Origin of the sequence: Gordonia sp. NPDC058843 (assembly GCF_042743165.1) — a bacterium.
GTDB lineage: Bacteria > Actinomycetota > Actinomycetes > Mycobacteriales > Mycobacteriaceae > Gordonia.
In genome coordinates this window covers 113,500-137,853 of record NZ_JBHYNC010000004.1, presented here as the reverse complement: position 1 = coordinate 137,853, position 24,354 = coordinate 113,500, and the positions used below count along the sequence as shown (strand labels likewise).

Sequence of the window (24,354 nt, the reverse complement as noted above, 5' to 3'; positions counted from 1 at the left end):
GCCGATGCGTGGGGGACCCGATGACCCCGTACGACGAGATCGTCGACGAGCTCTACGGTCTGGCGCCCGAGGCGTTCGTGCAACGTCGCAACGAGATCGCTCGCGAGGTCAAGGCGGACGGCGACCGCGAGCTGGCCGGCCGGGTCGCGAAGCTCCGGCGGCCCACCCAGGCGGCCTGGGCCATCAACCAATGGGTTCGTGCGAATCCTGACGAGAGTGCACTCATCGCCGAGTTGGCGTCGGAATTGACTGCGGCTCAGCGTCGCTCGGCGGTCGACAAGATGCGGACGTTGTCGAGCCGCCGCCAGGAGCTGATCGGTGCGTCGGTGGCGGCGGTCGCGCGGACTGCCTCAGATCTTCATGTGGCGTTGGCGGACAGTGCAATTCGGGAAGTCACCCAGACGCTGCGGGCCGCGGTTGCCGACCGCGAGGTTCTCGAACAGGTGGTGCGGGGGAATCTCACCGCGTCCGCCGAATACAGCGGTTTCGGGCCCGCCGGTGTGTTCGTGGTGCCGGAGCCGGCACCAGGGCCCGAGGCGGGTGAGCCCGGGGCCGGCACGAATCGCGCCGACGATGATCGCGCCGACCCGTTGCCGTCTGACGACGCCGATCGCGAACGGCGCGAACTCCACGCTCGACTCACCGACGCGGAGGAGGGGGAGCGGAGTGCGCGATCCGACCTCGACGATGCATCGCAGACCGTGCACGTCGCATCGTCGGAGGTCGACGAGATCGTCGGGCGCGCTCAGGAGCTGCGCGCGGAGCTGGCTCGCTGCGAAGAGTCGTTGCGCTTCGCGCGGCAACGTCTCTCCTCTGCTGAGCACGGTCGGGCCGAGGCCCGGATCGCGCTCCGCGAAGCCGTTGCGACGACCAACGAGATCCGTGCGGCGATCGCCGAGATCTGAGGCGCGCCGCCGGCGCCGGACGTGACCTGCGCGGCGGGGATCAGCGCGTCAAGTGGAAGCGCAGCAGCTCGGTCGACCCCGTCAGCGCGCGACCCCAGTAGCCGCCGCGGCCGTCGGCGCGGAGCTCGTCACGCACGAATCCCACGGGAGTGCCTGAATAGTCCACGACGATGACGGGTGCGCCGTCCTGCACCGAGCGCCCCGGGTAGACCGCGCCCGGAAAGGCCCACCCGATGGCGGTGTTGTTGACGACTCGGGAACCGATGAAGTCCTTGCCGAACCACACCGTGTCGGCGATGGGTGCGCTGGTGACATCGCCGCGGTAGTACCCGGTCGGCATCGGCGGCGCGGCCTGCGCGGTCCCGGTGGCGGCCAGCGTCATGGCTCCAGCCAGGACAACGGCCGCCGTCGGTAGGGCGCAGTGCCGGAGAGGGGAGGTCGGAAAGGGTTTCATCTACCCATTGAACGCTTCCGCGATCTGAAGGAACCGTGATTCGACGGACCGGCCGGTTGCGCGACGCGGCAGTTCAGTGGCCGATGAGGCGTAACGAATCGTCGCGGCGAAGGACGAAGAAATACGGGTTCGGCGAACCCTTCAGGTCCATCGCGCCGAGGACGGCGTCGTCGGAGATCCGGTGGAAGACGTCGTTGATGGGTAGCTGGTCGTAGACCATCGTCGCGGTGTCGGTTCCGCGGTAGCGAGTGGTGCGCAGTCGGGCGCGCGATCGGCGGGTCTGGCTGAGAAGCCGGGTGGCTGCGATCGGAGTCGCGAATGACATGGACTTGACGCCGTGCGCCTTCTCGGCGACACCGAGGCCGCTGAAGGCGAGCGTCGGATTCATCGCCCACAGAGCGGAACCGTCCCGGGTCGGGAAGAGCAGCGGGTGGACCGTCTCGGCGTCGAGGAACTGCTTGCCCCACCAACCGCTCGCGGCGAGGAATCCGTCGAGCGGGTGGTCGGTGGGGAGTTCGGCGCCCCGCCAGGTACCGATCATGAAATCGGGTTCGACGGCGGCGCAGGAGTCGAACAGGTCGAGCGCGTCGGCGGTGGTCGTCGGCGTGGTGGTCAGGATGTCGCGCACATGCATGCCGACGATGGTACGTGCAAAGACACAAGATCTGAAGATTGTCGCAACCGGTGACGGGTCAACCGGTCCGCCGAGACGGGCCCTCGGCGGAATATGCCGTGCGTACACCGGGTTGCCGCACGCATGAGCCAACCCACATACGACCCCCGTGACCTCCTCGCCGAAGGTGGTCTCGGTGTGCTCGCCACGATCAAGTCCTCGGGACTTCCGCAGCTGTCCCCGGTGACCCCCTTCTATGACCGCGACACCGAGACCGTCTACGTGTCGATGACCGAGGGTCGGGCCAAGACAGCGAACCTCCGACGCGATCCCCGCGCCGCCCTGGAGATCACCGGACCCGATCGATACACGTGGGCGACCGCGGAGGGCACCGTGACGTTGATCGGTCCGGGCAGCGAACCGGACGGCCCCGAGGTCGAGGCGCTCGTCGACTACTACCGCAAGGCGGCCGGTGAGCATCCGGACTGGGATGAGTACCGCAGGGTGATGGTCACGGACCGACGAGTCCTGATGGTGATGGCCGTGGATCGGGTGTACGGCGAACAGGTTCGCTGACATGTCGATCTAGGACCCGCGTCGATCTAGGACCCGCGCTGTCCTCATCCTGGCGCAGAGTGGTCGCATGGCGACTGATTTTCAGGTGACGTTCGATTGTGGTGACCCGGCATCGCTGTCGGGGTTCTGGGCCGAGGTGCTCGGCTACCGGCTCCAGGACCCACCGCCGGGCTTCGACAGCTGGGATGCCGCACTGGACGCGTTCGGCGTGCCCCCGGAGAGCCGAAACGACGCGTCGGGCGTGATCGATCCCGACGGTCGTGGGCCCCGGTTGTTCTTCCAGCGCGTGCCCGAGGGCAAGGCGGCCAAGAACCGCGTTCACCTCGACGTCCTGGCGGCCCCCGGCCTCAGCGGCGACGAGCGGATGAACGCCCTCGAAGCCGAAGCGGACCGGCTCGTGGGCCTCGGTGCCACCCGCGTCGAGCGACACGACCCCGCACCGCCTCTCGACGAGGGGCACATCGTGCTGCAGGACCCCGAAGGTAACGAGTTCTGCCTGGACTGAGGATGTCGTGGACCGAGGATGTCGTGGACTGAGGGTTCCGTGGACTGAGGATTCGGTGGCGACACTGCGCGCTAGTCGCGCGTTGTCGCCACCGAATCCCGGGTCAGGGAGATGTTTCCGGCCCGGCCCAAGGTTCCGTCGAGGTCAGGTTGCTCGAAGGTGACCTCGGCTGACCGTCCGTCCACCGACAGCGTCGCGATGGTGTTGCCGAACAGCGGGCCGAGTGTGTTGCGCCAGGCGACGGGCAGCTCGGGTGAACCACCGCGACGGGCCCAGCGGCGGACGACCGAGGCGAGCCGACTCGACCACCCCAGGCGGAAGACCACCTTGATGTAGGGCGGAATCGCGTTGTGGACCGGTGAGCACACCAGCTGGTGGACGTCGGCACTGGTTGCGTCGGCGAAGGTCGCCCGCGCGGCATAGCTGTGGTGGACGTCGCCGGACAGCACGCTGACTGTGGCCGGCCCCGAGTCGCGCGCCGCGACCCGGCGGATCATCTCGCTGAGCCGGACAAAGGAATCGAAGAATGCCGGCCAGTGCTCGAGGTCTGCACCCTGGCGGATCTTCTCGGCCAGTTGTCCACGACGACCTGACCGCCGGGCCCCGATCTCATTGAGGGTCTCCGCGTCGCCGACGACCGGTGGTAGCAGCCACGGCAGCGAGGAACCGAGCACGAGGTGGTCCAGTCGCTCGAGATCGTCGTCGACCTGACTCTCGATCCAGTCGAATTCGACGTCGCTCAACATCTTTCGTGTTCCACCGGAGAGGATGCGGCCGTTGCGGGAGTCGATCATGATGAGCCTGGTGTTGCCCAGGTCCCATCGGAAGCTGAAGCGGACGCCCTTGGTTCCGTCGGTTTCGCGATCGGCACGATCAGCGACATCAACCAGATGGGGCCAGCAGTCGCCGTCGATGTCACGAACACGGCGGTAGTCCTCGGACTCGGCGAGTTCGGCGGGGGAGAGGTTGCCGAGGTGCTGATACACCCAGTACGACGCGAGGCCGGCGCGAATCCGGTCTTGCCACCAGGGTGTCTCGCTCATCTGCCGACGCCAGGTGTCCGAGGTGTTCCAGTCGTCGCGGATGTCGTGATCGTCGAAGATCATGGCCGTCGCCACCGTCGAGAGGATCCAGCGGATCTCGGGGTCACCCCAGGTGTGCCGATACAGGCCCTCGTACTCCTCGAAGTCGACGACCTCGTCCGACGGTCCGGCGGTCGATGTCCGGCTCGATTCCAGCGACTGCTTCACCTGCGGGGTCAGTTCGTCGGCGTACACCTGATCGCCCAGCAGGATGAGCGTGTCCGGCCACTCTTCCACCGGCAGGTGGCGCATCCGGATGGCATAGCAGTCGAGTGCGTCGAGTCCGAGTTGCTGGTCGAGCTTCGGATCCTCGGCGCGGGGATACCGGCAGGAACCGAACACGAATCGGTGCCGGTCCGCGGTCTCCGGTCCCCGGGTTCGGATGACGCTGGGCGGGAACTCGGTGTCCGGGAGGGGCCACTCGAGGGCGCCGTCGACCCGGACCTGGTACTCCGTCACGGTGTCCGGCACCAGGCCGGTGACCTCGACCAACGCGTAGTGGTGACCGGACACCTCGAAGGTTCGGGTGCCGCACCCGAGGACCTCGACCTCGCTCGGCTCGTCGGTTTGCACCCAGACCAGCGCGGAGGTGTCGTCGACGTGCCGGAGGATCGGACCCAGAACCAAAGCCATTCGACCACAGTAGGCCGTGGTGCCAATTCGTGCGGGCGCGTCCATCGGAGGGCGATGAGTTCGCCGGGACAAGTCGGTCTGTATTCCTGTCGCGTCCCCGCAGAGGACACGGCTGTGCGCCGGGAACGGGCGGCACATGGCGAATCGACGGAGGAGGGACCCCATGGTCATCGTTGCCGGCAGTCTTCGAGTGGAGCCGCACGAGCGGGCGGCGTACCTCGCCGGATGCGAGGAGGTGATCAGGGCGGCGCGCCGCACCCCGGGATGTCTCGACTTCGCAATCGGTGCGGACTCGACGGATTCGGGGCGGATCAACATCTTCGAACGGTGGGACTCGCAGTCAGCGGTCGAGGCGTTCCGGGGCGACGGGGTCGGCGACGACCAGGCGCAGACGATCCTCTCGGCATCGGTCGCCGAGTACGACGTCGCCGACATCCGGATCCTGTCGGGCACCTCGGACTGACGAACGGGGCAGCCGATCGGTCACATCGTCGTCGTAGGCTGTGTGCGCGTCGCAACGAGGGGAGGGCCATGACCGGCACGACCGGTATTCAGCAGACTGTCACCGAGGTGCTCGATGAGCTCCGCACTCTCGACGACCCGAGGATTCGGGCAGTCAACGAGAAGCACGGCGACGACCATGGGGTCAACCTCACGGCGCTCAGGGCCATTGCGAAACGTCTTCGGACGCAGAGCGATCTCGCTGGGGCGCTGTGGGCGACGGGGGACACCGCGGCGCGCCTGCTGGCACTACTGATCTGCAAGCCCAAGGCGTTCGACGCCATGGAACTCGACACGATGATCCGCGAGGCCGACCGACCGAAGGTCCACGATTGGTTCGTCAACTATGTCGTCAAGAAGGGTGCGCACGCCGAGGACCTGCGTGCGGCGTGGATGGCTGACCCCGATCCCGTTGTCGCGGCGGCAGGCTGGGCCCTGACCATCGATCGGGTGACCAAAGCACCCGACGATCTCGACCTCGCCGGCCTGCTCGACACCATCGAGTCAGACATGGGGACCGCTCCGCCACGGCTGCAGTGGGCGATGAACACGTGTCTGGCGACCATCGGCATCGAGAGTCCCGACCTCCGTTCCCGGGCAATCGACATCGGTGAGCGGTTGCGCGTTCTGGAGGACTACCCGACCTCGCCGGGCTGTACGTCGCCGTATGCGCCGACATGGATCGCCGAGATGGTGCGGCGCCGGCAGGCTTGACCCGCCTGTCCGATGGCCACCCGACGGGTCCGGCGCTGCGCGTACGGAACTCGGCCGGTCGAACTCGCGTCCCGGTTGCGCGCTCGCGACAGCCCGGCAGAATCCTCACCTGTGACCGTCGGCGCCCGATACGCCCGGATGCGAGTCCCGAGCGGTCATGTCGCGATGTTCGACCGCGACAGCGATGTCATCGATCAGTTGTCGGATCATGGTGCCGTAGTGCCCTTGCGGAAGGTCGTCTGCGGCCCGGCGTGCTGCGTCGATATGCCGGCGGGCGGAGTCGAACGATCCCAGCCGCCGATGATCATCGGCGAGGTTGAGGTGCAGAGACGGATAGAAGCCTGTCACGGAGAGTTCGGGGTGGTGCGTCTGTAGTCGCCGATCGGTCAGAGCGTCGGCGGCGTCGAGCGCACGGACATCCCATGCGAGCGACTCGGCGGGGTCGCTGTACAGGTCGGCCAGGTGATGCGCGAGCGTGCAGCGATGGAGCACATCGCCCTGGACGCCGGGTGTCGCCCACAATGCCAGGAGTCTGTCCCGAGCCAGGTCGGTCTCGCCGCTGCGTCCGAGGGCCACCGCCTCGGTCAGTTCGCGCATCGTGTGGTCCGTATCGGCGTCGGTCATGTCACCGGCTCCCGTCGTGGTGGTCGGTCGATATGGGCGGGCGGGCGGGCGGCCGGCATGACGAAGGTTGTGAGGTCGCCGCCGTCGGCGGAACGAATCGTCATCGGGAGGTCGGCAGCGCGCACGTCGAGCAACAGCTCGGCCCCGATCGACACACTGATCGCGGGGTAGAGCGTCGCGACCTCGAACCACAGCGCGACCTGGGGACCGCATGCGTCGGCAGGCACGACGCCGACCGCTGTCGACGAGGCGTCGCTCAGCGCCAACGCCGTCGAGGTGAAGTCCAGGTGCACTCGTTCGGTGACACAGTGCTCCAACGACTGCAGCACAGCGGATTTCGCGACACTTGCGCGCATGATCACCGGTGGCAGTGCATCCACCATCGCATCATGGGAAGGAAACGGTCCGTCGAGCAGGCGGCACCACAGGTCGTCCCGACCGTCGAGTGCGAACCGGACCGTGGTGGTCCCGGCCTCGACACCGATGACGCCGCCTCGGGCCAGGTCGGACAGACCACCACGTAGATCACCGGCGCACAGCGTCCCCGACCACCGGGTGTCACTCGGTTCGAGGGTCGGTAGCGATCGTGACGACAGTCGGTAACGATCGGTCGATGTGAGGGTCAGCGTTCCATCCTCGAGGCGGAACTCGACGCCGTCGAGGACGGGGTGTGCGGCATCGCGAGCGGTGGCGGTGAGCACCTGCCCGATCGCGGCTGCCAGGATCGGACCACGCACGGACGTGAGCGCGGTCGTCGAGTCCGCCGCGATCGACAGCTTGATGGCCGTGGCCTCGCGTCGGGTCCGGTCGGCCTCGGTCGCGACATGTCGCACGTGGTCGTCGATGAGGTTTCCTGCGGTACTCGGTTCGGCATCGAGGACCACGCGGATGTCGGCGAGCGACATACCGATCTCGCGGAGTCGCCGGAGCGTGATCGCATGCGGCTCCTGCGACGCGCTGTACAGGCGGTACCCGGTCGACGCGTCCACGCTGGCCGGGTCGAGCAAACCCGAGTCGGCGTAGAACCGCAGCGCGGAGGCGGTGAGTCCGGTGCGTTGCGCGAAGGCGCCGATCGGGACGAGCTGATCGGGTTCGGTGTCGGGAGGAGGCACATCGGAGATCATCCGGCTTCGACCTACCTGAAGGTCAAGTACCGCACATCGCCGGCGCCTCGATCAGATGAGACCCAGCGCGAGCATGGCGTCGGCGACCTGGGTGAACGCGGCGATATTGGCCCCGGTCGCATAGTTGCCCGGTGCGCCGTACTCCTCGGCCGTGTGTAGGCAGTGATCGTGGATCGCCGTCATGATCTCGGAGAGCCGCTCCTCGGTGTGAGCGAACGTCCACGAGTCGCGGGATGCGTTCTGCTGCATCTCGAGTGCGCTCGTCGCCACCCCGCCCGCGTTAGCGGCCTTGCCCGGCGCGAAGCTGACGCCCGCGTCGTTGAAGATGCGTACACCCTCCGGCGTGGTGGGCATGTTCGCGCCCTCGGCAACGATGCGGCAGCCGTTCTTGACCAGCTCGGTTGCGTCGACCCCATTGAGCTCGTTCTGCGTCGCGCAGGGGATCGCGATGTCGGTGGGCACGCTCCACAGCGATCCCGAGCCGACGAATCGCGCGGACTCGCGGCGGGCCTGGGCGTAGTCGGCGATGCGCCCGCGTCGGCCGTTCTTGATCTCCTTCAGGAGATCGAGGTCGATGCCGGCCTCGTCCACGACGTAGCCACCGGAGTCGGAACAGGCCACGACGCGGCCGCCGAGCTGCTGCACCTTCTCGATGGCGTAGATCGCGACGTTGCCCGAGCCCGAGACGACAACGGTCTTGCCGTCGAGGTCGTCGCCGGCGGCAGCCAGCATGTCGCGGACGAAGAACACGACGCCGTAACCGGTTGCCTCCGTGCGGACCTGCGAGCCACCCCAAGAGAGTCCCTTGCCGGTGAGCACGCCGGATTCGTAGCGATTTGTGATGCGCTTGTACTGGCCGAAGAGGTAACCGATCTCACGACCACCGACGCCGATGTCGCCAGCGGGTACGTCGGTGTACTCGCCGATGTGGCGGTAGAGCTCGGTCATGAAGGACTGGCAGAAGCGCATGACCTCGCCGTCGGAGCGACCCTTCGGGTCGAAGTCGGCGCCGCCCTTGCCGCCGCCGATCGGGAGACCCGTCAGCGCGTTCTTGAAGATCTGCTCGAACCCGAGGAACTTGACGACGCCCAGATAGACGCTCGGGTGAAAGCGCAAGCCTCCTTTGTACGGTCCCAGAGCGGAGTTGAACTCGACCCGGAAGCCTCGGTTGATCTGGACCTGGCCCTGATCGTCGACCCACGGCACCCGGAAGATGATCTGGCGTTCCGGTTCCGTCAGCCTCTTGATGATCCCGGCGTCGGCGTAATGGGGGTGCTTCGCCAGAACCGGACCCAGACTGTCGAAGACCTCCCGGACGGCCTGGTGGAACTCGGCCTCCCCCGGGTTGCGTGCGACAACCTGCGCGTACAGATCGCTGATCTTCTCGTCGAGCACGGCCACGATGGCGACCACTTCCTTTTCCGATACGTGTGGGACGGCGACGTGCCCGGATGAGCACGCCGCCACCCGCACCCTATCGAGTGACAGGAATTCGACCGCAGACCGGTCCGACGGACGAGGATCGGCGGGTGTCCGCGATGGGGCCGTCAGAGTCCACCTGCCGCTGAGGCGAGGTGGCGGGTCGCATACCCCGACACGCGGTCATCACGATGTCGCGAGGAGGGGTCTCTGCACGTCGAGCGTCGGATGCCGGGTCACGATCTCACGCCGGGACACCTGATCTGCCCCAGTGGTGAGCGTCAGAATCCAGGGCACGGATTCAGCAACGTCCGAGGTCCACGGATCCGGTTCGAGGTAGGCCAGGATGTCGCGCGACAGGCTCTCCAGTCTCGCAACGGTCAGCCGACCGGACGGGTCCGCGAACCCGACGCACACGTCTCGGCCCTCCGGTACGCCGAACACATCGACGTCGTTCTCACGGTGCCATTGCCTACGCAGGAGCAACGAGTCGGATTCCTCGACGACGATCGAGCACTTGGCTGGATGCGACAAGGCGTCCGAACCTCGCGTCGATGCGCGATTCACGAATTCTCTCAATCGACTGGGCGAACCGCATACGCGTATACGGCACTCCATCACAACCGCTTTCACGGCCACTCTTCCTTTCTCAACTGCCGGTCATCCGGACCGGTGCCATGGACTCTAGCCGAGAAAAAAATAAAAGCCAGTCCGCCGAATTGCGTGAAGCCGTGCGGGCGAAATCTGCTGTGCAGCAGCATGTGAAGCTCTTCATCATGCGCATGAGACTTTTATCGAGAAAGGAGCAAATCGTGATGTTTGCGATTGTGTAGTAAAAAGTGGTTTATAGCGCGGATTTTCGCTACAAAACCCCGGTGGGGCCGATCGCAGGTCAGCGCGCGACCTTCAGCGCCCGGGCGATGGTGGGCCAGGCGCGGTGCAGATCTTGGTTCCAATAGCCCCAGGAGTGCAGACCGGATCGGAAGTCGTAGGTGATGTCGACTCCTGCGCGGTCCGCGCGACGCTTGAAACTCTCGGTGCACTGAGCGACGATGCCTTCGAGGACGCCGCCGACAGGTGATGCGAGCCCGGCGAGCCCGAGTGCGGGGTCGGGTAGGCCGTTGCCGACTGCGACGTACACGGGCTTACCGCGCAGCGCGGACACATGATCGGCAGGGTTGTGCGCGTCCCAGCTGTCGTGATCGAGCGGCCCCCACATGTTCTCCGGGTTGCCGCCACGGGTGGTGACCGACGTGGCGGTCGCCTGGCGGAACTCCGGTGATCCCTGATCGAGACATCCGCTGAAGGCGACGACGCCCCGATAGAGATCGGGATTGCGTACCGCGATCGACATCGCGCCGAGTGCTCCCATCGACAACCCGCCGATCACATTCCGTCCGTTGCCTCGAAAGCGTTTGTCGATCAGCGGAGGGAGCTCCACGGTCAGAAAGGTCTCCCACATGTTTCGTCCCAGCACGGGGTCGAGCCGACGCCAGTCGGTGTAGTACGAACCCGTACCTCCGATGGGCAGAACGACATTGACCTTCTTGTCGGCGACGAAGCGTGCGATGTCGGTTTGGAACGTCCACCCGCTCTGGGTGTAGTTGGTGTAGACCCCGCCGTCGATGCCGTCGAGCAGGTACACGGTCGGTCGCGGGCCGGTCCGTTCGCGGGGAACGAGCACGCTCACTCGTACCGGCCGCTTCATCGCCGCTGAATAAACGGTCATCGTCGCGCGCGTGGGCGTCTCCGAGGACACCGCGAGGATGCGTGAGGTCTTGCTGAGACCTGGTGGAGCTGCTGCGGCCGGTTGCCCTGCCGAGACGCTCGCGACGACCGCGATCAGGAAAGCACAACTGAGCCCTGCGGCTCGCTGCCAGCGTGACACTCTTCGTTCCCCCTCGGACACTGCCGACCATGTTCCCGACGACCCACCCCCAGGTCGACGGTCGGCCTTCGCCGCATGTCGGTCGATCACGGATCCGAAATCGGACCGCCGACATATTAGAACAGGTTCGTGACCGTTGTGTGACCACAGTGCGGGTGACGGTCCACCGCAGGCGACCGGTAGGGCGTGCGGTCGGTGTTTCGGTCCACGAGACCCGGGTACCCGAAAAATCCCGGGCTGTGGACAGTCGGGATTCAACGACAGAGGAAGGTAGGTGCTCTGTGAGCACATATGTCACCGCGAATCCGACCACCGGTGTGACCGATCGGGAATTCCCCGGACTGAAGGACGACGAGGTGGCCGGCGTTGCCGAACGGTCACTTGCGGCGTACCAGAACTGGCGTGCGACCGATGCGTCCGAACGAGCCGCGATACTCTCGCGGACCGCCGAGGAGTACGAGAGGCGCGCCGACGAACTCGCGGCCGTCATCACGACCGAGATGGGCAAACCCGCCAAGGAAGCGGCTGGAGAGGTTCAGCTCGCAGCCGACATCTATCGCTGGTACGCCGAACACGGACCTGACCTCCTCACGACCGAAGCCCTCGATCCGCAGGGTGCGAAGGCCTCGATCGTGCAGGTGGCGCCCATCGGGCCGCTCGTCGGCGTCATGCCGTGGAACTACCCGTACTACCAGGTCGCTCGATTCGTCGCGCCGAACCTGTTGGCGGGCAACACCGTGATCCTCAAGCACGCGTCGATCTGCGCGGCGTCCTCGGCTCTGATGGCCGACATCCTGCACGATGCCGGGGTGCCCGAAGATGCGTACATCAACGTGTATGCCAGCAGTGACCAGATCGCAGACATGCTCGCCCACAATGCGGTACGCGGAGTGTCCCTCACCGGTAGCGAGAAGGCTGGTGCGGCCGTGGCGAAGGTGGCGGCGGAGAACCTGAAGAAATCCGTGCTCGAGCTCGGGGGCTCGGACCCGTTCATCTTGCTCGATTCCGCCGACATGGAACGCACGACGAAGATCGCGGCTCGAGCGCGCTTGTCGAACGCCGGCCAGGCGTGCAATTCGCCCAAGAGGTTCATCGTGCTCGACGAGTTGTACGACGGTTTCGTCGATGGGGTGGTGAAGCAGTTCGAGTCGACCGCAGTCGGCGATCCGGCGGACGAATCCACTCAGATGGGACCGCTGTCGTCCCTGTCGGCACGCGACACCGTGGCCGAGCAGGTCGAGACCGCGGCCAAGCAGGGAGCCACAGTGCGGACGGGTGGGAAGCCGATGCAGCGAGACGGAGCCTTCTTCGAGCCGACCGTGCTCACGGACATCACCCCGGACATGGATGCGTACTCCGAGGAGATCTTCGGCCCCGTAGCCATGATCTACAAGGTGGCCTCGGCCGAGGACGCCGTAGCCCTTGCGAACGACGTCGAATTCGGCTTGAGCGGGTCCGTGTGGAGCGGCGACATCGGCAAGGCCGAGCAGGTGGCCGACCGGCTGGACGTCGGGATGGCCTATGTCAACGAGCACGGCACCACGCTCCCCGGACTTCCGTTCGGCGGAGTCAAGAGGTCCGGTTACGGACGTGAACTCGGTCGCTGGGGTATGGGAGAGTTCGTCAACACGAAGCTGCGCCGAACAGCCTCCGACCAGTAGACCCGCGCCCCAGAAGACGGTCCGGACGCACAGGACGGCAGGGCGGGCCGGCGCGGTGAGCGCCGGCCCGTGCCGGGCTGTCGGGTCCGGCTCGGGTCAGCCACAGGTCTCACGCGCACGGGCGACCGCGACGGCCGCGCCATGGTGCCACGGCACCCCGTGGCCGGGCAGGAGTGACTTCGCCTGCGTCGCTGCCAGTGCGTCGAGCGACGCGCGATTGCGTTCGAGGTCTGCGGTCGCGGACCCGGCGATCATGCGGGGCCCGGTCGCCGCGGTGTACGGATCGAGAGTCACCAGGGCGTCACCGGCGATCACTGCGTCGCGGAGCGGGAAGTGCAGCGACACATGACCGTAGGTGTGTCCCGGCGTCGGCACCACTTGCGCGCCGCCGGGGAGTATTGCGTCGTCGTCGAAGGTCGTCACGTCGGTGCGGTCGACGCCGCGCACGGTGAACGCGCCCGCGACCGCCATCCGTCCCAGAAGGCGAAGTGAGCGCGGATGACGAAGGGGAACACCGAATCTGGTGGCATTCTGGTGGGCGTAGCGATAGGGATGTGACGCCAGCCATGCATCGTCACGATGAACGTGCACCGGGATCCGCCACTCGCGGGACAGGCGTCGCGCGGTGCCGACATGGTCGAAATGGCCATGGGTGATGATCAGATCGGAGACGGCGTCGGTGTCCCGGCCGAGTTCGTGAATCGCGGAGACCAGCGGTTCGTACGAACGGGGGAGCCCGCAGTCGATGAGGACCAGTCGGTCTCGGTCCTCGACGACATACTGATTCGTGTGCGCGTATTCGAGCCAGTGGATGCCGGGGACGACGTCGCGGTGGAAGGTCATGCATCGCCGGATACCCGGCGGTGACAGGCGCTAACCGCGGCGTGACCCTCGAAGTTTGGACAAGACCGGGGGTTTCTGTAATCACCCCGGCCTCTGGCTCGACATGCGGGTTACAGCACCGCGCGAGCGTGACTGCGACAGTATCAGGTCCATACCGCAGAAAGCGAATCGCGGGCATCGGCACCGGACTCAGGCCGAGGAAAAGACGAACCAGCACAAGTCGTTCCGCGCACGCTGGTCGTCGAGCACCAGAGTGCGGAGCCGGTCCGGGAGTTGTGCACGCTGCCAGGAGGATTCGCGTTCGCCCGCATCGTCGCTGCCGTGTTCGGCGCGCACCGCCTTGATCGCGTACGCCGCGGCACCCAGATCGTGGGACGCGACGTGCGCGGTCACTGCAGCCTGCCCGGCGGCGTACGCGGCGAATCGCGGTGCGCCACGCAGGTCGCGAGCGGCGCCCATGGCATGCCCACCGGCCGCGCGCGACTCCATCATCGCCAGCTCGCCCCGGGTCCACGCGCGGACCGCGGCGATGGCCTGGCGGGGTCGCGGGTCATCGGGACATGCCGACTCGAACAAGGGGAGAACATGATCGGCGCACGTCGCGGCCCATAGCGCCAGCAGGTGGTGATCGGCGTCGGTGAGGGTTCCGCCGCGACGGATGGTGACCAAGCGGGGATCGAACACCTTGGGGAGAATCATCTCGACTGTACTGTCTGCGCCGGGTCAGCCTGGGCGCCGGGCGATGTGCACCTCGACGTCCTCGGGTGAGAGCACCACGGTGGGTTCGGCAACGACCCCCACACGCACGGGTGCATGATCGATGCCGGTCACTGCGAGCGGAGCGCCGGCGGGTTGGAGATGATCGTTGCCCCACTGCATCAGCGACATCACCACGGGAAACAGGTCGCGGCCCATGTCGGTGAGTTGGTACTCGAACCGTTCGCGCTGCCCGGACTCGCGGTAGGGCACCTTGGTGAAGATCCCGGCTTCGGTGAGCTCTCTCAGGCGGGCCGATGTGACCGCGTCGGTGATCCCGACCCGTCGGCTGAACTGATCGAACCTGGTGGCGCCGTAGAAGGCCTCCCGCAAGATGAGGATCGCCGACCGGGTCCCCACCAGGTCGATCGCCTTGGCGATCGAGCAACCGCTCGCTTCCCAGCTGTCGCGCTCGGCCAGCGGTCCCTTCAGGTGCATCATGACTCCACCCTACCCTGACTTGACAGAAGCATAGTCAGAGCGTAGACCTGACTTTGGTTGACAAGAGTCAGCTGGGTAGTCGGGTCGGGTGGAATTCCGATCCGCGCACTGATGGAGGATCAGTCATGAGATCTGCGGTCATCGTCGACGCTGTTCGCACACCCATCGGCAAGGGCAAACCCACCGGCGCCCTGCATGACGTCCATCCCGTCGACCTCCTCGCGCACAGCTTGCGGGCGATCGTGGATCGCTCGGGAGTCGATCCCGTGCTCGTCGACGACGTCATCACCGGGGTCGTCAGTCAGGTGGGCGAGCAGAGCTTCAACCTCGCGCGTCGCGCCCTCCTGGCCGCGGGCTACCCCGAATCGGTGCCCGGCGTGACTGTCGATCGCCAGTGCGGCAGCGGCCAGCAGGCCATTGCATTCGCCGCTCAGGGCATCATCGCGGGAACCTACGACGTCGCGGTCGCCGCGGGAGTCGAATCGATGTCTCGGATTCCGATGGGCTCAGCCGCCGCCGGCACCGGCGATCTCAACGGGCGGTCGTTCGACGAGCGCTACCCGGAGGGACTCGTGGGCCAGGGGATCTCGGCCGAACTGATCGCTGCCCGCTGGGACATCTCGCGGCGTGAGATCGACGAATTCTCCTTGCGGTCACACGATGTGGCCGCCACTGCGACCAAGAACGGACTCTTCGACGCCGAACTCGTAGCCATCGCGGGTCTTACCTCGGATGAGGGGATTCGTCTCGGAGGCAGTATCGACGATCTGGCCCGACTGCGGCCTGCCTACCACGACGAGGCGATCGCTCGCCGGTTCCCGGAGATCGACTGGAAGATCACGGCGGCGAGTGCGAGTCAGATCAGCGACGGGTCATCGGCGGTGCTGCTCATGAGTGAAGAGAAGGCCGCCGAACTCGGCCTGCGCCCGCGCGCCCGTGTGCACACCATCGCGGTTGCCGGTGACGATCCGCTGTTGATGCTGACCGGGATCCTTCCGGCGACTCGAAAGGCGCTGTCGCGCAGCGGACTGCGGGTCGAGGACATCGACCTGTTCGAGGTCAATGAGGCTTTCGCGCCGGTCGTGCTGGCGTGGTCGCGGGAGTTCGATGTGGACGTGGACAAGATCAACGTCAACGGCGGTGCGATCGCGCTCGGCCACCCGCTGGGTGCCAGCGGTACCCGTCTCGCGACCACCGGACTCAATGCCCTCGAGCAGCGCGGCGGTCGCTATCTCTTGCAGACGATGTGTGAGGCAGGAGGACTCGCCAACGCCACGATCTACGAACGACTCGCCTCCTAGGTCGCGATGTCCGGACCCCACCGTGGTTGAGGGCGGCCGCTGATCGAGGGTTGCCCCTGTCGTTTAGGTGTTGCGACGGTGGGGTACCGGAGTGCACCGACGAGGCGTCGCTCCAATGCGTCGACGCCCGCAGGGCAGGACGGGTAGCGGACGAGCCCGCCCGGCCGAGGATGGGACGCCGATGATGGGTGAGAGTACGCAGTCGCCGCCGGACGGTGGGCACGACGACGCTGCCGGCGTCGACGACGCAATCGAGGTACGGGACAGCGAGGACAGCAGCGGTGCGGGCCAGCGGGCCCCGCTCATCGAACCTCCCCGGTTGCGCGTGGAAGAGGACCGGGCTGCCACCAGGCTCGAGCTGTTCTTCGATCTCGCCTATGTCCTCGTCATCCACCAATTGGCGCTGGCGCTCACCGACAGCATGGGCTGGCGGGGCGTGGGTGTGTTCGCCGGGTTGTTCGTGGTCACGTGGTGGTCGTGGGTGACCACGACGCTGTACGCCAACCGTTTCGACACCAATGATGTGATCTACCGGGTCCTGAAACTGGCTGCAACGTTCGCGGTCGCGCTGATGGCCGCGGGTGCCGCGACCGCGGTCGGCGGCGACGGTACCGTGGCGTTCGGGGTGGGTTACATCACGACCCGGGTCATCCTGGCGGCGTTGTATTTCCGGGCTTGGCGACACATCGTCGAGGTGCGCGTCACGGTCGACATCTATCTCGCGGCCACCATCGTGAGTGCGCTGATCTGGACGGTCTCGCTGTTCATGCCGTCACCGGTCACCTACATCCTGTGGGCGGTGGGCATTCTCGTAGAGGCGGTGGCGCCCTTCGCCGCGACGCGCTGGGGCCCGGACGTGCCGCTACACCTCGAACACCTTCCCGAACGCTTCGGGTTGTTCGTCATCCTCGTTCTCGGCGAATCGATCTCGGCCATCGTGCTCGGCATGAAGGACAGCCACTGGGCATGGTCGTCGACCGCGGTGGCAGCCCTGGGGTTCACGATCGCCGCCTCCGTCTGGTGGATGTACTTCGACATTGGCGGGGCCGAGGCCAAGGTCGAGATCCAAGAGGACGACAGTGCCGTGGGCAGCGGACGGGCCGACGGGTACATCTACGGTCACCTGCCGCTCACCCTGGGTGCAGCTCTCCTGGGGGTGGGTATCGAACAGTATGTGCTCCACCCGATTGGTGAGTTGGAGTCTGCCGGGCGATGGATCCTGTGCGGCGGTATCGCGCTCTTCACCGTGGGGGTCTGCTCGATTCTCGGGTGGAGCTCGGGCAACTGGAAGACCGTGGCGCCCTGGCCCGCGTTGGTCATCCCGGTGGTGCTCGTCGTGGGCGCCGTCGACAACGCTCTTCCGTATGCGTCGGCGGTTGTCCTCGCCGTCGGTGCCGTCATCGCCGTGGCGACCGGGGTCGTCCGGCGGCGGCGGAGCCCTGTCGAGACGACCGAGACCTGACCCCCGGTCGACCTCGGGACGGCGCCTCGGCCCCGGGCCGACCGGGCTCAACATCAGTGACGCGGTGCCGCGTCGATGTGGTCTGTGTCGGTGCGCCGGTGATCGTCTGTGGTGGAGTCGCTCTCGCCGTGAAGGACCTCGACGATGCCGAGGTCGGCAAGGCGGGCCTGCTCCTCGACCGACAGTGTCTGGATGCTGCCGATCCGGCGTGCCACCTCGGGGCGAGCGCGACGTAGGTAGACGTACCATCCGACCGCTACCGCGAGGAAGCCGCCGAACACGAGAGGCAAGACGTTGAACGGCCACTCGGGTTGTGGATAGACGTTGTTGACGATGACGTAGCCCAGGCCGAGCGCGGCCAGAGCCGAGATCGTTGCACTCACCGGCGTCAGCGCCTTGATCCGGTACAGCCAGACGGGGGTGGCGATCACCACCAGCAGGTAGCTGATGAGGAACCCCCAGTTGGCCACGTACGCGCCGTACACGTCGAACACCAGTCGGCCGGCCGAGCTAAAGGTCGCGACGACCGAGAAGACGAGGGCCGCCGCGCCCACGACGAGGATGCCGACCCACGGCGTCCCATGACGGGGGTGCACACGGGCGAGAGCTCGTGGCAGCGCGCCCTCGTGGGCGAACGTGAAAAGTGTGCGTGCGGCCGATGTGGTGACAGCGGTGACGAAGACGATGAACGCGATCGCGACCGCCGCGCTGACGAGGGTGTTGATCCACGAGACGCCGGTCTCGTCGGCGAGCTGGGGCAGAACAGCCTTGTCGGTGTCGATGCCGTCGAAGTGCAGGACCTGCGGATAGGTTGCGAGCAGGTACAGTACGCCGATGATGAGCACCACCCGGAGCAGCGCCCGCGCGATCGTGCGATGGGCCTCACGTGCTTCGGCGCCGAGCGACGCGACGCTCTCGAACCCGGCGTACGAGCCGACGGCCGTCACCGCCGCCACGAACGTCGCGCTGTTTCCCAGATTGGACAGGCTCCACTGCTCGCTGTCGATGCGGAACCCGTATTCCAGATACGACGAGACGATGATCACCGCGATCGCGATCAGGGCCAAGACTTCGAATGCGAGTTCGTATCTCGCCGCCAGCGTCGCGCCGCGCAGCGGAAGGTAGATACCGATACCGACGACAATCACGACGAGCAGCAACTTGAACCATGTCGCCTCGCTACCGAATCCGATCTCGAACAGGAACGAGTCGACGTAGAGCACTCCGCCGAGCGCCCCGGTGGTGGCGAATCCGATGTATCCCAGCAGCAGACTCGTGCCGGCGACGAATGCGAAGCCCGGGCCGAGCCCGTTGCCGGTGTAGGTGCCGAGTGATCCGCTGGACACCGTCCGGCGCGCCTGGAACCCGATGGTGAGGGCGATGAGGAGGACGATCACGAGGCCGATCACGGCCGCCCACGCCGCGCCCTTCCCGGCGGCGGTGAAGAGCGCGAAGGGAACGACGGCGATCGCCACGCTGGGCGCTGCGGCCGCCAGGCCCTGGGCGAACACGCCCCAACCGCTCAACTCGTTTTTTCGCAGGCCGGTGGCGTCGGCTGAGGTGAGCGTGCGCCCACGAAGCGAGACCGACGGTGGCGGCGCCCCAGCTCCTGCTGCTGTGGCAGTCGCGGTGGTGTCGGTCGTCGGTGGGGTCTCTGCCGATGCAGTCATGACTCCCTGTCCTTCTGGTAGTCCGACCCCGGGTGAGAAACGTTGACGCGCTTCGTCTCCAGGAGGTCGTTCGTGAGGTGTTCCGGTCGACAAGGAGTATGCGCGCGCGTCGACGTCGTGAGATGCGTTGCGCTCGAGTAGGTTCTATGTGTCCGATTTGGGACCGCAGGATCAGAGTGCGGTCGCTGGTGTGGGTGCTCCCGCGCGCAGATGCTCACGCAGAGTGTGGGTCTCGTACTCATATCGGAACAGTCCGCGACGGCGCAGGATGGGTACGAGCTCGTCGACGATCACGTCCAGGCCATCGACGAGGACATCCGGTTGGAGATTGAAGCCGTCGATCGCACCGGAGTGGAACCAGTCCTCGATGTGATCGGCCAGCTGCTCCGGAGTCCCGACGAAACCGGCATGTCCGGAACCGGTGTAGCGCGTCTGTTTGAGGTAGTCCCGAACCGTCGGGTTGGTCTTTCTGATCTGGGCGACGATCGATTCGCGGAAACCCACACTGCCGGCGAAGGTCTGGAGGTCTGCCGGTGCGGCCAGCACGTCTTCGGGGAACGGCTCGTCGAGTTCGAGCTTGGTGGCGTCATAACCGATGGCCTGCGACAGCCATCCGAGGGAGTACGACGCCGGGCCGCGGTCGTGCAGGTCGTCGCTCCGCCGACGGGCCTCTTCCTCCGTACTGCCCAGGGACAACAGTAATCCCGGGAGGATCTTGACGTCGTCGGGGGAGCGGCCGGCGGCGCGGGCGAGACCCTTGACCAGGCGATAGTGTTCGATGGCCTTGTCCCGTGTCAGTTCGGCGGCGAACACACCTTCGGCAACCCGCCCCGCCAGTGCGCGCCCCTTGGCCGAACCGCCCGCCTGGAAGAGCACCGGATGGCCCTGCCGGGAGGGTGGTACCCGCAGCCGCGTATCCACGGAGAAGAAGTCACCCCGATGGTGTACCTCCTGTCCGGTGGCGGCCGAATCCCACAGTGCGCGAACGAGGTCGACGAACTCGGCGGCACGTTCGTACCGGTCGTCGCGGAGTGGGACATCGGGCAGGCCGAAGTTGCGGGCGGGTGCCGTACCCCGGCTCGTGACGATGTTCCAGGCGGCGCGGCCACCCGAGGCGAGGTCGAGCGACAGCAGTCGTTCGGCGAGTTCGACGGGATCGTTGAACGTCGTCGAGGCCGTCGACACCAGGCCGACGTTCTCGGTGACACCGGCGACGTGGCCCCAGTTCACCGTCGGTTCGAGGTGCGCGGGGTTGGCGTCGTGGGCGGGATCGCCGAGGGCCGGGACGTCGGCCAGGAAGAGGGCGTCGAGGGTGCCCCGCTCGGCGGCCGCCCCGATCCGTCGCCAGTATGCGGGGTCCACGAAAGACCGAGCATCGAGTTCCGGCGACTGCCACGCCGCGGGTAGATAGCCGAGGACCAGCACGTTGATCCCGAGGATGACGTGTCCGTCGCGACGCTCGGTCATGGGTACTCCTGAGGATTGTGTCGGTGTGCCGGGGTCGGGCCGGGTACGTCGGTGATCACTACAGCCATGGATGGGGCTGGGGTACGGCGAATGCCGGGCGGCCGCGGTCGCGTGCGGGTGTCGGTAGGGAGAGGGCCGTGCGCAGGGGCCGAGACCGGTCCGTGGGACGAGCTCCGTCTGCCAGCCACCGACGCGCGGTGGCCAGCACCTCGGCGAGATCGGAGTCCGCCTGCGATCGGAGTACGACGCCGGTCGCGTCGCCGGGGATCGCCTCGCCGGGATTCACGACGGGGACCGGACTGGCGCCGCCGATCACGAGGTCGACCGCGCCGTCGGTTTCGACCGCGCCGTCCGTTTCGGGCGCGTCGTGCGCACCGGCCGCGTACCACGCGATGACGGACGGACCGTGCAGCGGTTCCGGGACCGTCAGCGGGCCGGCGATCCGGTAGATACCCTCGACGTCGACGTGATGGATCTCGTCGGAGCGCACGAATATCCCCGAGTCGCGGTCGCCCACGACCGACTCCAGCGGCCAGCTTCGTTCCAACGCCCGCACCGCTCGGGCTGCAGCGACGGCTCGACCCGTCGGGGACGTGTCCACTGACACCTCGGCGGCCTCCGCCCACGGGTCCTCGGAAGGGCTTGCATGATCCAGGGATCCGAACACCACCCCGCTTCGGCCCGTCGACAAGTGGCCGAGGGATGCGACGCGGCGCGCGAGGTTGTACGGATGATCGCGACGAGGCGGCGCGGGAACGAGGACGCGCGCAGCGACGGTACGCGCCAGAAGGACAGCCGCGGCGGCGCTTCCGTCGACGGTCGCAGCAGCGGGACCGGCACGTCCGTCGAGCAGGTCGATCCCGAGGATCGAGAACGCCAGCGGGAGGTCGTCCCAGTCGGCCCTCAGTTCCGGGTCATCGAGGAGCCGCAGAACCGCCGAGCCGGTCAGTCCGAGCGCGAGGAAGGGGTCGGCCATCGTCAGTTGCCCTGTCCGCCGCGACCGGCGGCGAAGAGGTTGGGCACCGGATCGGTGCCGTTCACCAACCAGTCCCCGAGGATGCGTGCCTTGTAGACGCGCGGGTTGTGTGATGCGAGGGTTCGCGCGTTGCGCCAATGCCGATCGAGCAGCGTGGTTGTCGACACCCCCGACGCCCCGAGTGCGTCGAACACGGTGGTCGTGGCGTCGAGCGCGGCGTCGATGATCACCAGCTGGGCCTGGTCGGTGGCCACCTGGGAGGTCCGGACACGCAGTGCGCGCTCGTCGGCATCTCCGGCAGCGTGCGCGAGGGCGAGGCGGTCCAACTCGCGAGCGGTCTGCCGCAGGGCCGCTTCCGCGGCGAATCCGTGGGCCGACACACTCCCGATGACCTGCAGCAGCTGGGGATCCGACGCCGGCACCGGGTCGAGTCCCTGGGGATAGTTGCGTCCGCGTGCGCGCAAGGCGGTCACGCCGTCGCGCAAGGCGGCACGAATGATCCCGGTCAGGACCGCGAGTATCGCGACCTGGTAGAAGTGCCCCTGGTACACGAATCGCTCGGCAACCGGGAACACGTCTCCGTCGTCGGCGGGCACGTCGATGTAGTTCGCGCTGCCGCTCGCGGTGGTCTGTTGCCCGAATCCGGTCCAGTCGTCGACGAGTTCGACACCCGGGTGGTCACGACGGACGAGGGCGGTGAGCAGTGCGCCGTCGTCGGTGCGGCCGATGACGTCGAGCCAGTCGGCGAACAGGCTGCCGGTCGCGTAGAACTTCGCCCCGGTGACCCGGTAGTCGTCGCCGTCGGGGCGGATGGTCGTGGCCATCGCGGCGAGGGTGCCGTTGCCCGCCTCCGTCCATCCGCCGCCCACGAACTCGCCGGCCAGGAATCTGTCGAGCCACCGGTCGTTGGCGGCCGATTGCGGTGCGTTGAGCCGGTCCTCGACGAAAGCGAGGTGGTTACGCCAGACGTGGGCCACGTTGGCATCGGCCTCGGCGAGTGCAGCCAGGATCGCGAAGGTCTGTTCCAGCGATGCCCCCAGCCCGCCCTTCTCGACGGGGATCCGGATCCGCCCCAGACCTGCGGCCTTGAGCCACGACACCTGGTCGTGGGCGAATTCGCGGCGGCGTTCGCGGTCGACGTTTCCCGCGGCGATGCGTTCGAAGATCGGTGCGAAACGTTCGTCCAGTTCGGCGTCGGTGGCCGTGGCGGGCCGCAGATACACCGGCGCGGTCGGCGCCGCGGTGTCGGTCATGTGCTCACTGCTTTCTGTCGAGAATGTGTCGGGGGATCGGGTTTCCGGAGTGGGCGCGGGGATCAGAACGAGGTTCCGGAGAAGGGCAACCGGTCGGTGCCGAACAGCACATCGAGTCGACGGATCGCGTCGTCCCGGTGCACGGTGACCCGGCCGACCGCCGCAAGTTGGCGCCACCGGGTGCCGCCGAGGTAGGTAGCGCCGAGCGCGGACACGTCGACCGTGACATCCGGCCGTGCGTCGGTGCGCCGCACCGATTTCGAGGCGACCTCGTAGACGCCGGAGTTCGACGGCAGTTGCGGATCGACGACGGCGACGCTCACCGGGTCCTCTTCGGCATATGTCCGTGCACCGAGAGCCGCCTCGACGTCGATGAGCCGAAGCCAGGTCTCGTCGCGTTCCGGGCCGAGCGCGAGCGACCGGCGGTCGTCGACCGCCAGCACGATCGGGTCGTCGAGTGCGACAGCTGCGACGTCGATGACGTCCACGAGGTCGAGCGAGAGCAGGTGCCGCCACAGGCCGGCCCGGGCGGAGTCGTTCGCGGCGACGAAGTCGGTGACCGTGATCGTCCGTTCACTGCTCTCGAACCAGTGCTCGGAGTCCTCGGGACGGTAGATGGCGAAGCCGTCGTCCACGTCTCCGGTGCGGTGCACCACGACGTGGACGGAGGCCGGGTCACCGGCACGACGCAGACGCTGGAGTTCCCACCACGGCTCCGGGAGCGCGATGGAACCCGGCGACTCCACGAGCGCGGCGATGTCTCTCAATCGGCCGGTGGTCACCGCGTCGTCGACGAGGTCGACGCGGCCGCCCTCCGGATGCGTGGTCCGCAACCGGGCACCCCGCGCATCCACCCGAATCGAGCGGGCGCTGCTCGCCACCCCGTAGCCGAACCGCTCGTAGATGACGGCCTCCGACGCCCGCAGCGTCGCGACGATCTCCCCGCGCCGTGCGAGTTCGTCGAACTGCGCCGCGAGCAGCCGGCTCAGCACCCCGCGGCGCCGGTGTGTCGGCAGTACGCCAACGTGCGTCACGGCGGCGTGGGGTATCCGTGCGCCACCGGGAACGACGAGGTGACCGCTGTACGAGTCGGTTCCGCCGATGACCCGGCCGTCGTCGAGTGCTCCGATGTAGCGCCCGGGCTCGGTGATCGTGGTGGCGTCGAGTGTCAAGGGGGGCAACCCCACCATGGATCGGAAGAAGGCGCCGAGCGCCGACCTCACCTCCGCTGGCGTCGACAGGTTCCGGAACTCGAGGGTCACTCGCACGAGTATCGGCGTGCAAGCGACGGAAATCGATCGTTTGGCGCGCTGAGATTTCATTGTCTACAGCGGGAATCATTCTGTGCGGCAACTGAATCTGAGTCTTCGACGATGGCGACTATTCCTGCTGTCCGACATCGGATCATGCTGAACCGAAGAGATGCCGGATGACGTTCCGGGGCCGTAGGGTCGTGCCCCGACGTGGGCAGGCGATCACCTGCGCA

The 24,354-nt window shown here is 67.0% G+C and carries 25 protein-coding genes; 9 read left to right on the top strand and 16 right to left on the bottom strand.

All coding sequences use genetic code 11. The features are described 5' to 3' along the window. The first annotated feature begins 20 nt into the window (after nucleotides 1–20). Nucleotides 21–905: a hypothetical protein gene (locus ACFW3F_RS04740; protein ID WP_388054815.1), complete on the top strand. Its 885-nt coding sequence runs from the start codon at nucleotides 21–23 to the stop codon at nucleotides 903–905. Nucleotides 906–945: 40 nt separating this feature from the next. Here ACFW3F_RS04740 and ACFW3F_RS04735 read toward each other — a convergent pair whose 3' ends face one another. Together ACFW3F_RS04735 and ACFW3F_RS04730 are read right to left on the bottom strand one after the other, a co-directional pair. After that, on the bottom strand, nucleotides 946–1,359 hold the full coding sequence (locus ACFW3F_RS04735) for a hypothetical protein (RefSeq protein ID WP_388054813.1): 414 nt from the start codon (nucleotides 1,357–1,359) through the stop codon (nucleotides 946–948). Nucleotides 1,360–1,432: 73 nt separating this feature from the next. Continuing rightward, complete coding sequence (locus ACFW3F_RS04730) at nucleotides 1,433–1,993, bottom strand: DUF4334 domain-containing protein (protein WP_388054811.1); 561 nt, start codon at nucleotides 1,991–1,993, stop codon at nucleotides 1,433–1,435. Nucleotides 1,994–2,116: 123 nt separating this feature from the next. Between ACFW3F_RS04730 and ACFW3F_RS04725 the strand changes: the two genes are divergently transcribed. Then, the gene (locus tag ACFW3F_RS04725; RefSeq protein WP_388054809.1) at nucleotides 2,117–2,548 is read left to right on the top strand and encodes a PPOX class F420-dependent oxidoreductase; all 432 of its coding nucleotides are present in this window, start codon (nucleotides 2,117–2,119) and stop codon (nucleotides 2,546–2,548) included. A 67-nt stretch (nucleotides 2,549–2,615) separates the two neighbouring features. Beyond that, nucleotides 2,616–3,053: a VOC family protein gene (locus ACFW3F_RS04720; protein ID WP_388054807.1), complete on the top strand. Its 438-nt coding sequence runs from the start codon at nucleotides 2,616–2,618 to the stop codon at nucleotides 3,051–3,053. A 71-nt stretch (nucleotides 3,054–3,124) separates the two neighbouring features. Here ACFW3F_RS04720 and ACFW3F_RS04715 read toward each other — a convergent pair whose 3' ends face one another. Beyond that, on the bottom strand, nucleotides 3,125–4,768 hold the full coding sequence (locus ACFW3F_RS04715; RefSeq protein WP_388054805.1) for an alkaline phosphatase D family protein: 1,644 nt from the start codon (nucleotides 4,766–4,768) through the stop codon (nucleotides 3,125–3,127). Nucleotides 4,769–4,931: 163 nt separating this feature from the next. On the opposite strand from ACFW3F_RS04715, the gene ACFW3F_RS04710 reads away from it, so the two are divergent. Beyond that, nucleotides 4,932–5,231, top strand: a complete 300-nt coding sequence (locus ACFW3F_RS04710; RefSeq protein WP_388054803.1) for a putative quinol monooxygenase — start codon at nucleotides 4,932–4,934, stop codon at nucleotides 5,229–5,231. A gap of 68 nt (nucleotides 5,232–5,299) precedes the next feature. Further along, the gene (locus ACFW3F_RS04705) at nucleotides 5,300–5,983 is read left to right on the top strand and encodes a DNA alkylation repair protein (RefSeq protein ID WP_388054801.1); all 684 of its coding nucleotides are present in this window, start codon (nucleotides 5,300–5,302) and stop codon (nucleotides 5,981–5,983) included. 105 nt (nucleotides 5,984–6,088) lie between these two features. On the opposite strand, the gene ACFW3F_RS04700 is transcribed toward ACFW3F_RS04705, so the two are convergent. The 4 genes from ACFW3F_RS04700 to ACFW3F_RS04685 form a co-directional block, all read right to left on the bottom strand. Further along, complete coding sequence (locus tag ACFW3F_RS04700; RefSeq protein ID WP_388054799.1) at nucleotides 6,089–6,607, bottom strand: hypothetical protein; 519 nt, start codon at nucleotides 6,605–6,607, stop codon at nucleotides 6,089–6,091. Then, the gene (locus ACFW3F_RS04695; protein ID WP_388054797.1) at nucleotides 6,604–7,731 is read right to left on the bottom strand and encodes a MerR family transcriptional regulator; all 1,128 of its coding nucleotides are present in this window, start codon (nucleotides 7,729–7,731) and stop codon (nucleotides 6,604–6,606) included. The genes ACFW3F_RS04700 and ACFW3F_RS04695 overlap by 4 nt, the downstream gene beginning before the upstream one ends. Before the next feature lie 51 nt (nucleotides 7,732–7,782). Beyond that, nucleotides 7,783–9,144, bottom strand: coding sequence for an NADP-specific glutamate dehydrogenase (gene gdhA, locus ACFW3F_RS04690; RefSeq protein WP_388054795.1), 1,362 nt, complete (start codon nucleotides 9,142–9,144; stop codon nucleotides 7,783–7,785). Between the two features lie 192 nt (nucleotides 9,145–9,336). After that, nucleotides 9,337–9,684, bottom strand: a complete 348-nt coding sequence (locus ACFW3F_RS04685; RefSeq protein ID WP_388054793.1) for a hypothetical protein — start codon at nucleotides 9,682–9,684, stop codon at nucleotides 9,337–9,339. A 20-nt stretch (nucleotides 9,685–9,704) separates the two neighbouring features. On the opposite strand from ACFW3F_RS04685, the gene ACFW3F_RS04680 reads away from it, so the two are divergent. Next, nucleotides 9,705–9,983: a hypothetical protein gene (locus tag ACFW3F_RS04680; protein ID WP_388054791.1), complete on the top strand. Its 279-nt coding sequence runs from the start codon at nucleotides 9,705–9,707 to the stop codon at nucleotides 9,981–9,983. Between the two features lie 59 nt (nucleotides 9,984–10,042). Here ACFW3F_RS04680 and ACFW3F_RS04675 read toward each other — a convergent pair whose 3' ends face one another. Next, the gene (locus ACFW3F_RS04675; protein WP_388054789.1) at nucleotides 10,043–11,038 is read right to left on the bottom strand and encodes an alpha/beta hydrolase; all 996 of its coding nucleotides are present in this window, start codon (nucleotides 11,036–11,038) and stop codon (nucleotides 10,043–10,045) included. Nucleotides 11,039–11,319: 281 nt separating this feature from the next. Between ACFW3F_RS04675 and ACFW3F_RS04670 the strand changes: the two genes are divergently transcribed. Next, complete coding sequence (locus ACFW3F_RS04670) at nucleotides 11,320–12,699, top strand: NAD-dependent succinate-semialdehyde dehydrogenase (RefSeq protein ID WP_388054787.1); 1,380 nt, start codon at nucleotides 11,320–11,322, stop codon at nucleotides 12,697–12,699. Between the two features lie 96 nt (nucleotides 12,700–12,795). On the opposite strand, the gene ACFW3F_RS04665 is transcribed toward ACFW3F_RS04670, so the two are convergent. From ACFW3F_RS04665 to ACFW3F_RS04655, 3 genes are all read right to left on the bottom strand, one after another. After that, complete coding sequence (locus ACFW3F_RS04665; protein ID WP_388054785.1) at nucleotides 12,796–13,542, bottom strand: MBL fold metallo-hydrolase; 747 nt, start codon at nucleotides 13,540–13,542, stop codon at nucleotides 12,796–12,798. A gap of 189 nt (nucleotides 13,543–13,731) precedes the next feature. Continuing rightward, entirely contained in the window at nucleotides 13,732–14,241 is a 510-nt protein-coding gene (locus tag ACFW3F_RS04660) for a putative immunity protein (protein ID WP_388054783.1), read from the bottom strand. Between the two features lie 24 nt (nucleotides 14,242–14,265). Next, a complete protein-coding gene (locus tag ACFW3F_RS04655) occupies nucleotides 14,266–14,739 on the bottom strand; it encodes a winged helix-turn-helix transcriptional regulator (RefSeq protein WP_388054781.1) in 474 nt (157 codons plus the stop codon). Nucleotides 14,740–14,864: 125 nt separating this feature from the next. Between ACFW3F_RS04655 and ACFW3F_RS04650 the strand changes: the two genes are divergently transcribed. Continuing rightward, entirely contained in the window at nucleotides 14,865–16,040 is a 1,176-nt protein-coding gene (locus ACFW3F_RS04650; protein ID WP_388054779.1) for an acetyl-CoA C-acyltransferase, read from the top strand. A gap of 181 nt (nucleotides 16,041–16,221) precedes the next feature. Then, a complete protein-coding gene (locus tag ACFW3F_RS04645; RefSeq protein ID WP_388054777.1) occupies nucleotides 16,222–17,502 on the top strand; it encodes a low temperature requirement protein A in 1,281 nt (426 codons plus the stop codon). A gap of 53 nt (nucleotides 17,503–17,555) precedes the next feature. Here the strand turns inward: ACFW3F_RS04645 and ACFW3F_RS04640 are convergent, their stop codons facing one another. The 5 genes from ACFW3F_RS04640 to ACFW3F_RS04620 form a co-directional block, all read right to left on the bottom strand. Next, nucleotides 17,556–19,172, bottom strand: coding sequence for an APC family permease (locus tag ACFW3F_RS04640; RefSeq protein WP_388054775.1), 1,617 nt, complete (start codon nucleotides 19,170–19,172; stop codon nucleotides 17,556–17,558). Nucleotides 19,173–19,343: 171 nt separating this feature from the next. Further along, complete coding sequence (locus ACFW3F_RS04635) at nucleotides 19,344–20,639, bottom strand: NtaA/DmoA family FMN-dependent monooxygenase (protein WP_388054773.1); 1,296 nt, start codon at nucleotides 20,637–20,639, stop codon at nucleotides 19,344–19,346. A gap of 58 nt (nucleotides 20,640–20,697) precedes the next feature. Then, the gene (locus ACFW3F_RS04630) at nucleotides 20,698–21,615 is read right to left on the bottom strand and encodes a N5,N10-methylene tetrahydromethanopterin reductase (protein WP_388054771.1); all 918 of its coding nucleotides are present in this window, start codon (nucleotides 21,613–21,615) and stop codon (nucleotides 20,698–20,700) included. 2 nt (nucleotides 21,616–21,617) lie between these two features. After that, a complete protein-coding gene (locus tag ACFW3F_RS04625; protein WP_388054770.1) occupies nucleotides 21,618–22,868 on the bottom strand; it encodes an acyl-CoA dehydrogenase family protein in 1,251 nt (416 codons plus the stop codon). Between the two features lie 62 nt (nucleotides 22,869–22,930). Then, the gene (locus tag ACFW3F_RS04620) at nucleotides 22,931–24,130 is read right to left on the bottom strand and encodes a GNAT family N-acetyltransferase (RefSeq protein ID WP_388054768.1); all 1,200 of its coding nucleotides are present in this window, start codon (nucleotides 24,128–24,130) and stop codon (nucleotides 22,931–22,933) included. Nucleotides 24,131–24,354: the final 224 nt, after the last annotated feature.

What these genes read in the sequence shown, in the direction of transcription:
- ACFW3F_RS04740 (WP_388054815.1), top strand. Translation starts at nt 21, where the DNA reads ATGACCCCGTACGACGAGATCGTCGACGAGCTCTACGGTCTGGCGCCC.
- ACFW3F_RS04735 (WP_388054813.1), bottom strand. Translation starts at nt 1,359, where the DNA reads ATGAAACCCTTTCCGACCTCCCCTCTCCGGCACTGCGCCCTACCGACG.
- ACFW3F_RS04730 (WP_388054811.1), bottom strand. Translation starts at nt 1,993, where the DNA reads ATGCATGTGCGCGACATCCTGACCACCACGCCGACGACCACCGCCGAC.
- ACFW3F_RS04725 (WP_388054809.1), top strand. Translation starts at nt 2,117, where the DNA reads ATGAGCCAACCCACATACGACCCCCGTGACCTCCTCGCCGAAGGTGGT.
- ACFW3F_RS04720 (WP_388054807.1), top strand. Translation starts at nt 2,616, where the DNA reads ATGGCGACTGATTTTCAGGTGACGTTCGATTGTGGTGACCCGGCATCG.
- ACFW3F_RS04715 (WP_388054805.1), bottom strand. Translation starts at nt 4,768, where the DNA reads ATGGCTTTGGTTCTGGGTCCGATCCTCCGGCACGTCGACGACACCTCC.
- ACFW3F_RS04710 (WP_388054803.1), top strand. Translation starts at nt 4,932, where the DNA reads ATGGTCATCGTTGCCGGCAGTCTTCGAGTGGAGCCGCACGAGCGGGCG.
- ACFW3F_RS04705 (WP_388054801.1), top strand. Translation starts at nt 5,300, where the DNA reads ATGACCGGCACGACCGGTATTCAGCAGACTGTCACCGAGGTGCTCGAT.
- ACFW3F_RS04700 (WP_388054799.1), bottom strand. Translation starts at nt 6,607, where the DNA reads ATGACCGACGCCGATACGGACCACACGATGCGCGAACTGACCGAGGCG.
- ACFW3F_RS04695 (WP_388054797.1), bottom strand. Translation starts at nt 7,731, where the DNA reads ATGATCTCCGATGTGCCTCCTCCCGACACCGAACCCGATCAGCTCGTC.
- ACFW3F_RS04680 (WP_388054791.1), top strand. Translation starts at nt 9,705, where the DNA reads ATGCGCGATTCACGAATTCTCTCAATCGACTGGGCGAACCGCATACGC.
- ACFW3F_RS04665 (WP_388054785.1), bottom strand. Translation starts at nt 13,542, where the DNA reads ATGACCTTCCACCGCGACGTCGTCCCCGGCATCCACTGGCTCGAATAC.
- ACFW3F_RS04660 (WP_388054783.1), bottom strand. Translation starts at nt 14,241, where the DNA reads ATGATTCTCCCCAAGGTGTTCGATCCCCGCTTGGTCACCATCCGTCGC.
- ACFW3F_RS04655 (WP_388054781.1), bottom strand. Translation starts at nt 14,739, where the DNA reads ATGATGCACCTGAAGGGACCGCTGGCCGAGCGCGACAGCTGGGAAGCG.
- ACFW3F_RS04650 (WP_388054779.1), top strand. Translation starts at nt 14,865, where the DNA reads ATGAGATCTGCGGTCATCGTCGACGCTGTTCGCACACCCATCGGCAAG.
- ACFW3F_RS04645 (WP_388054777.1), top strand. Translation starts at nt 16,222, where the DNA reads ATGATGGGTGAGAGTACGCAGTCGCCGCCGGACGGTGGGCACGACGAC.
- ACFW3F_RS04640 (WP_388054775.1), bottom strand. Translation starts at nt 19,172, where the DNA reads ATGACTGCATCGGCAGAGACCCCACCGACGACCGACACCACCGCGACT.
- ACFW3F_RS04635 (WP_388054773.1), bottom strand. Translation starts at nt 20,639, where the DNA reads ATGACCGAGCGTCGCGACGGACACGTCATCCTCGGGATCAACGTGCTG.
- ACFW3F_RS04630 (WP_388054771.1), bottom strand. Translation starts at nt 21,615, where the DNA reads ATGGCCGACCCCTTCCTCGCGCTCGGACTGACCGGCTCGGCGGTTCTG.
- ACFW3F_RS04625 (WP_388054770.1), bottom strand. Translation starts at nt 22,868, where the DNA reads ATGACCGACACCGCGGCGCCGACCGCGCCGGTGTATCTGCGGCCCGCC.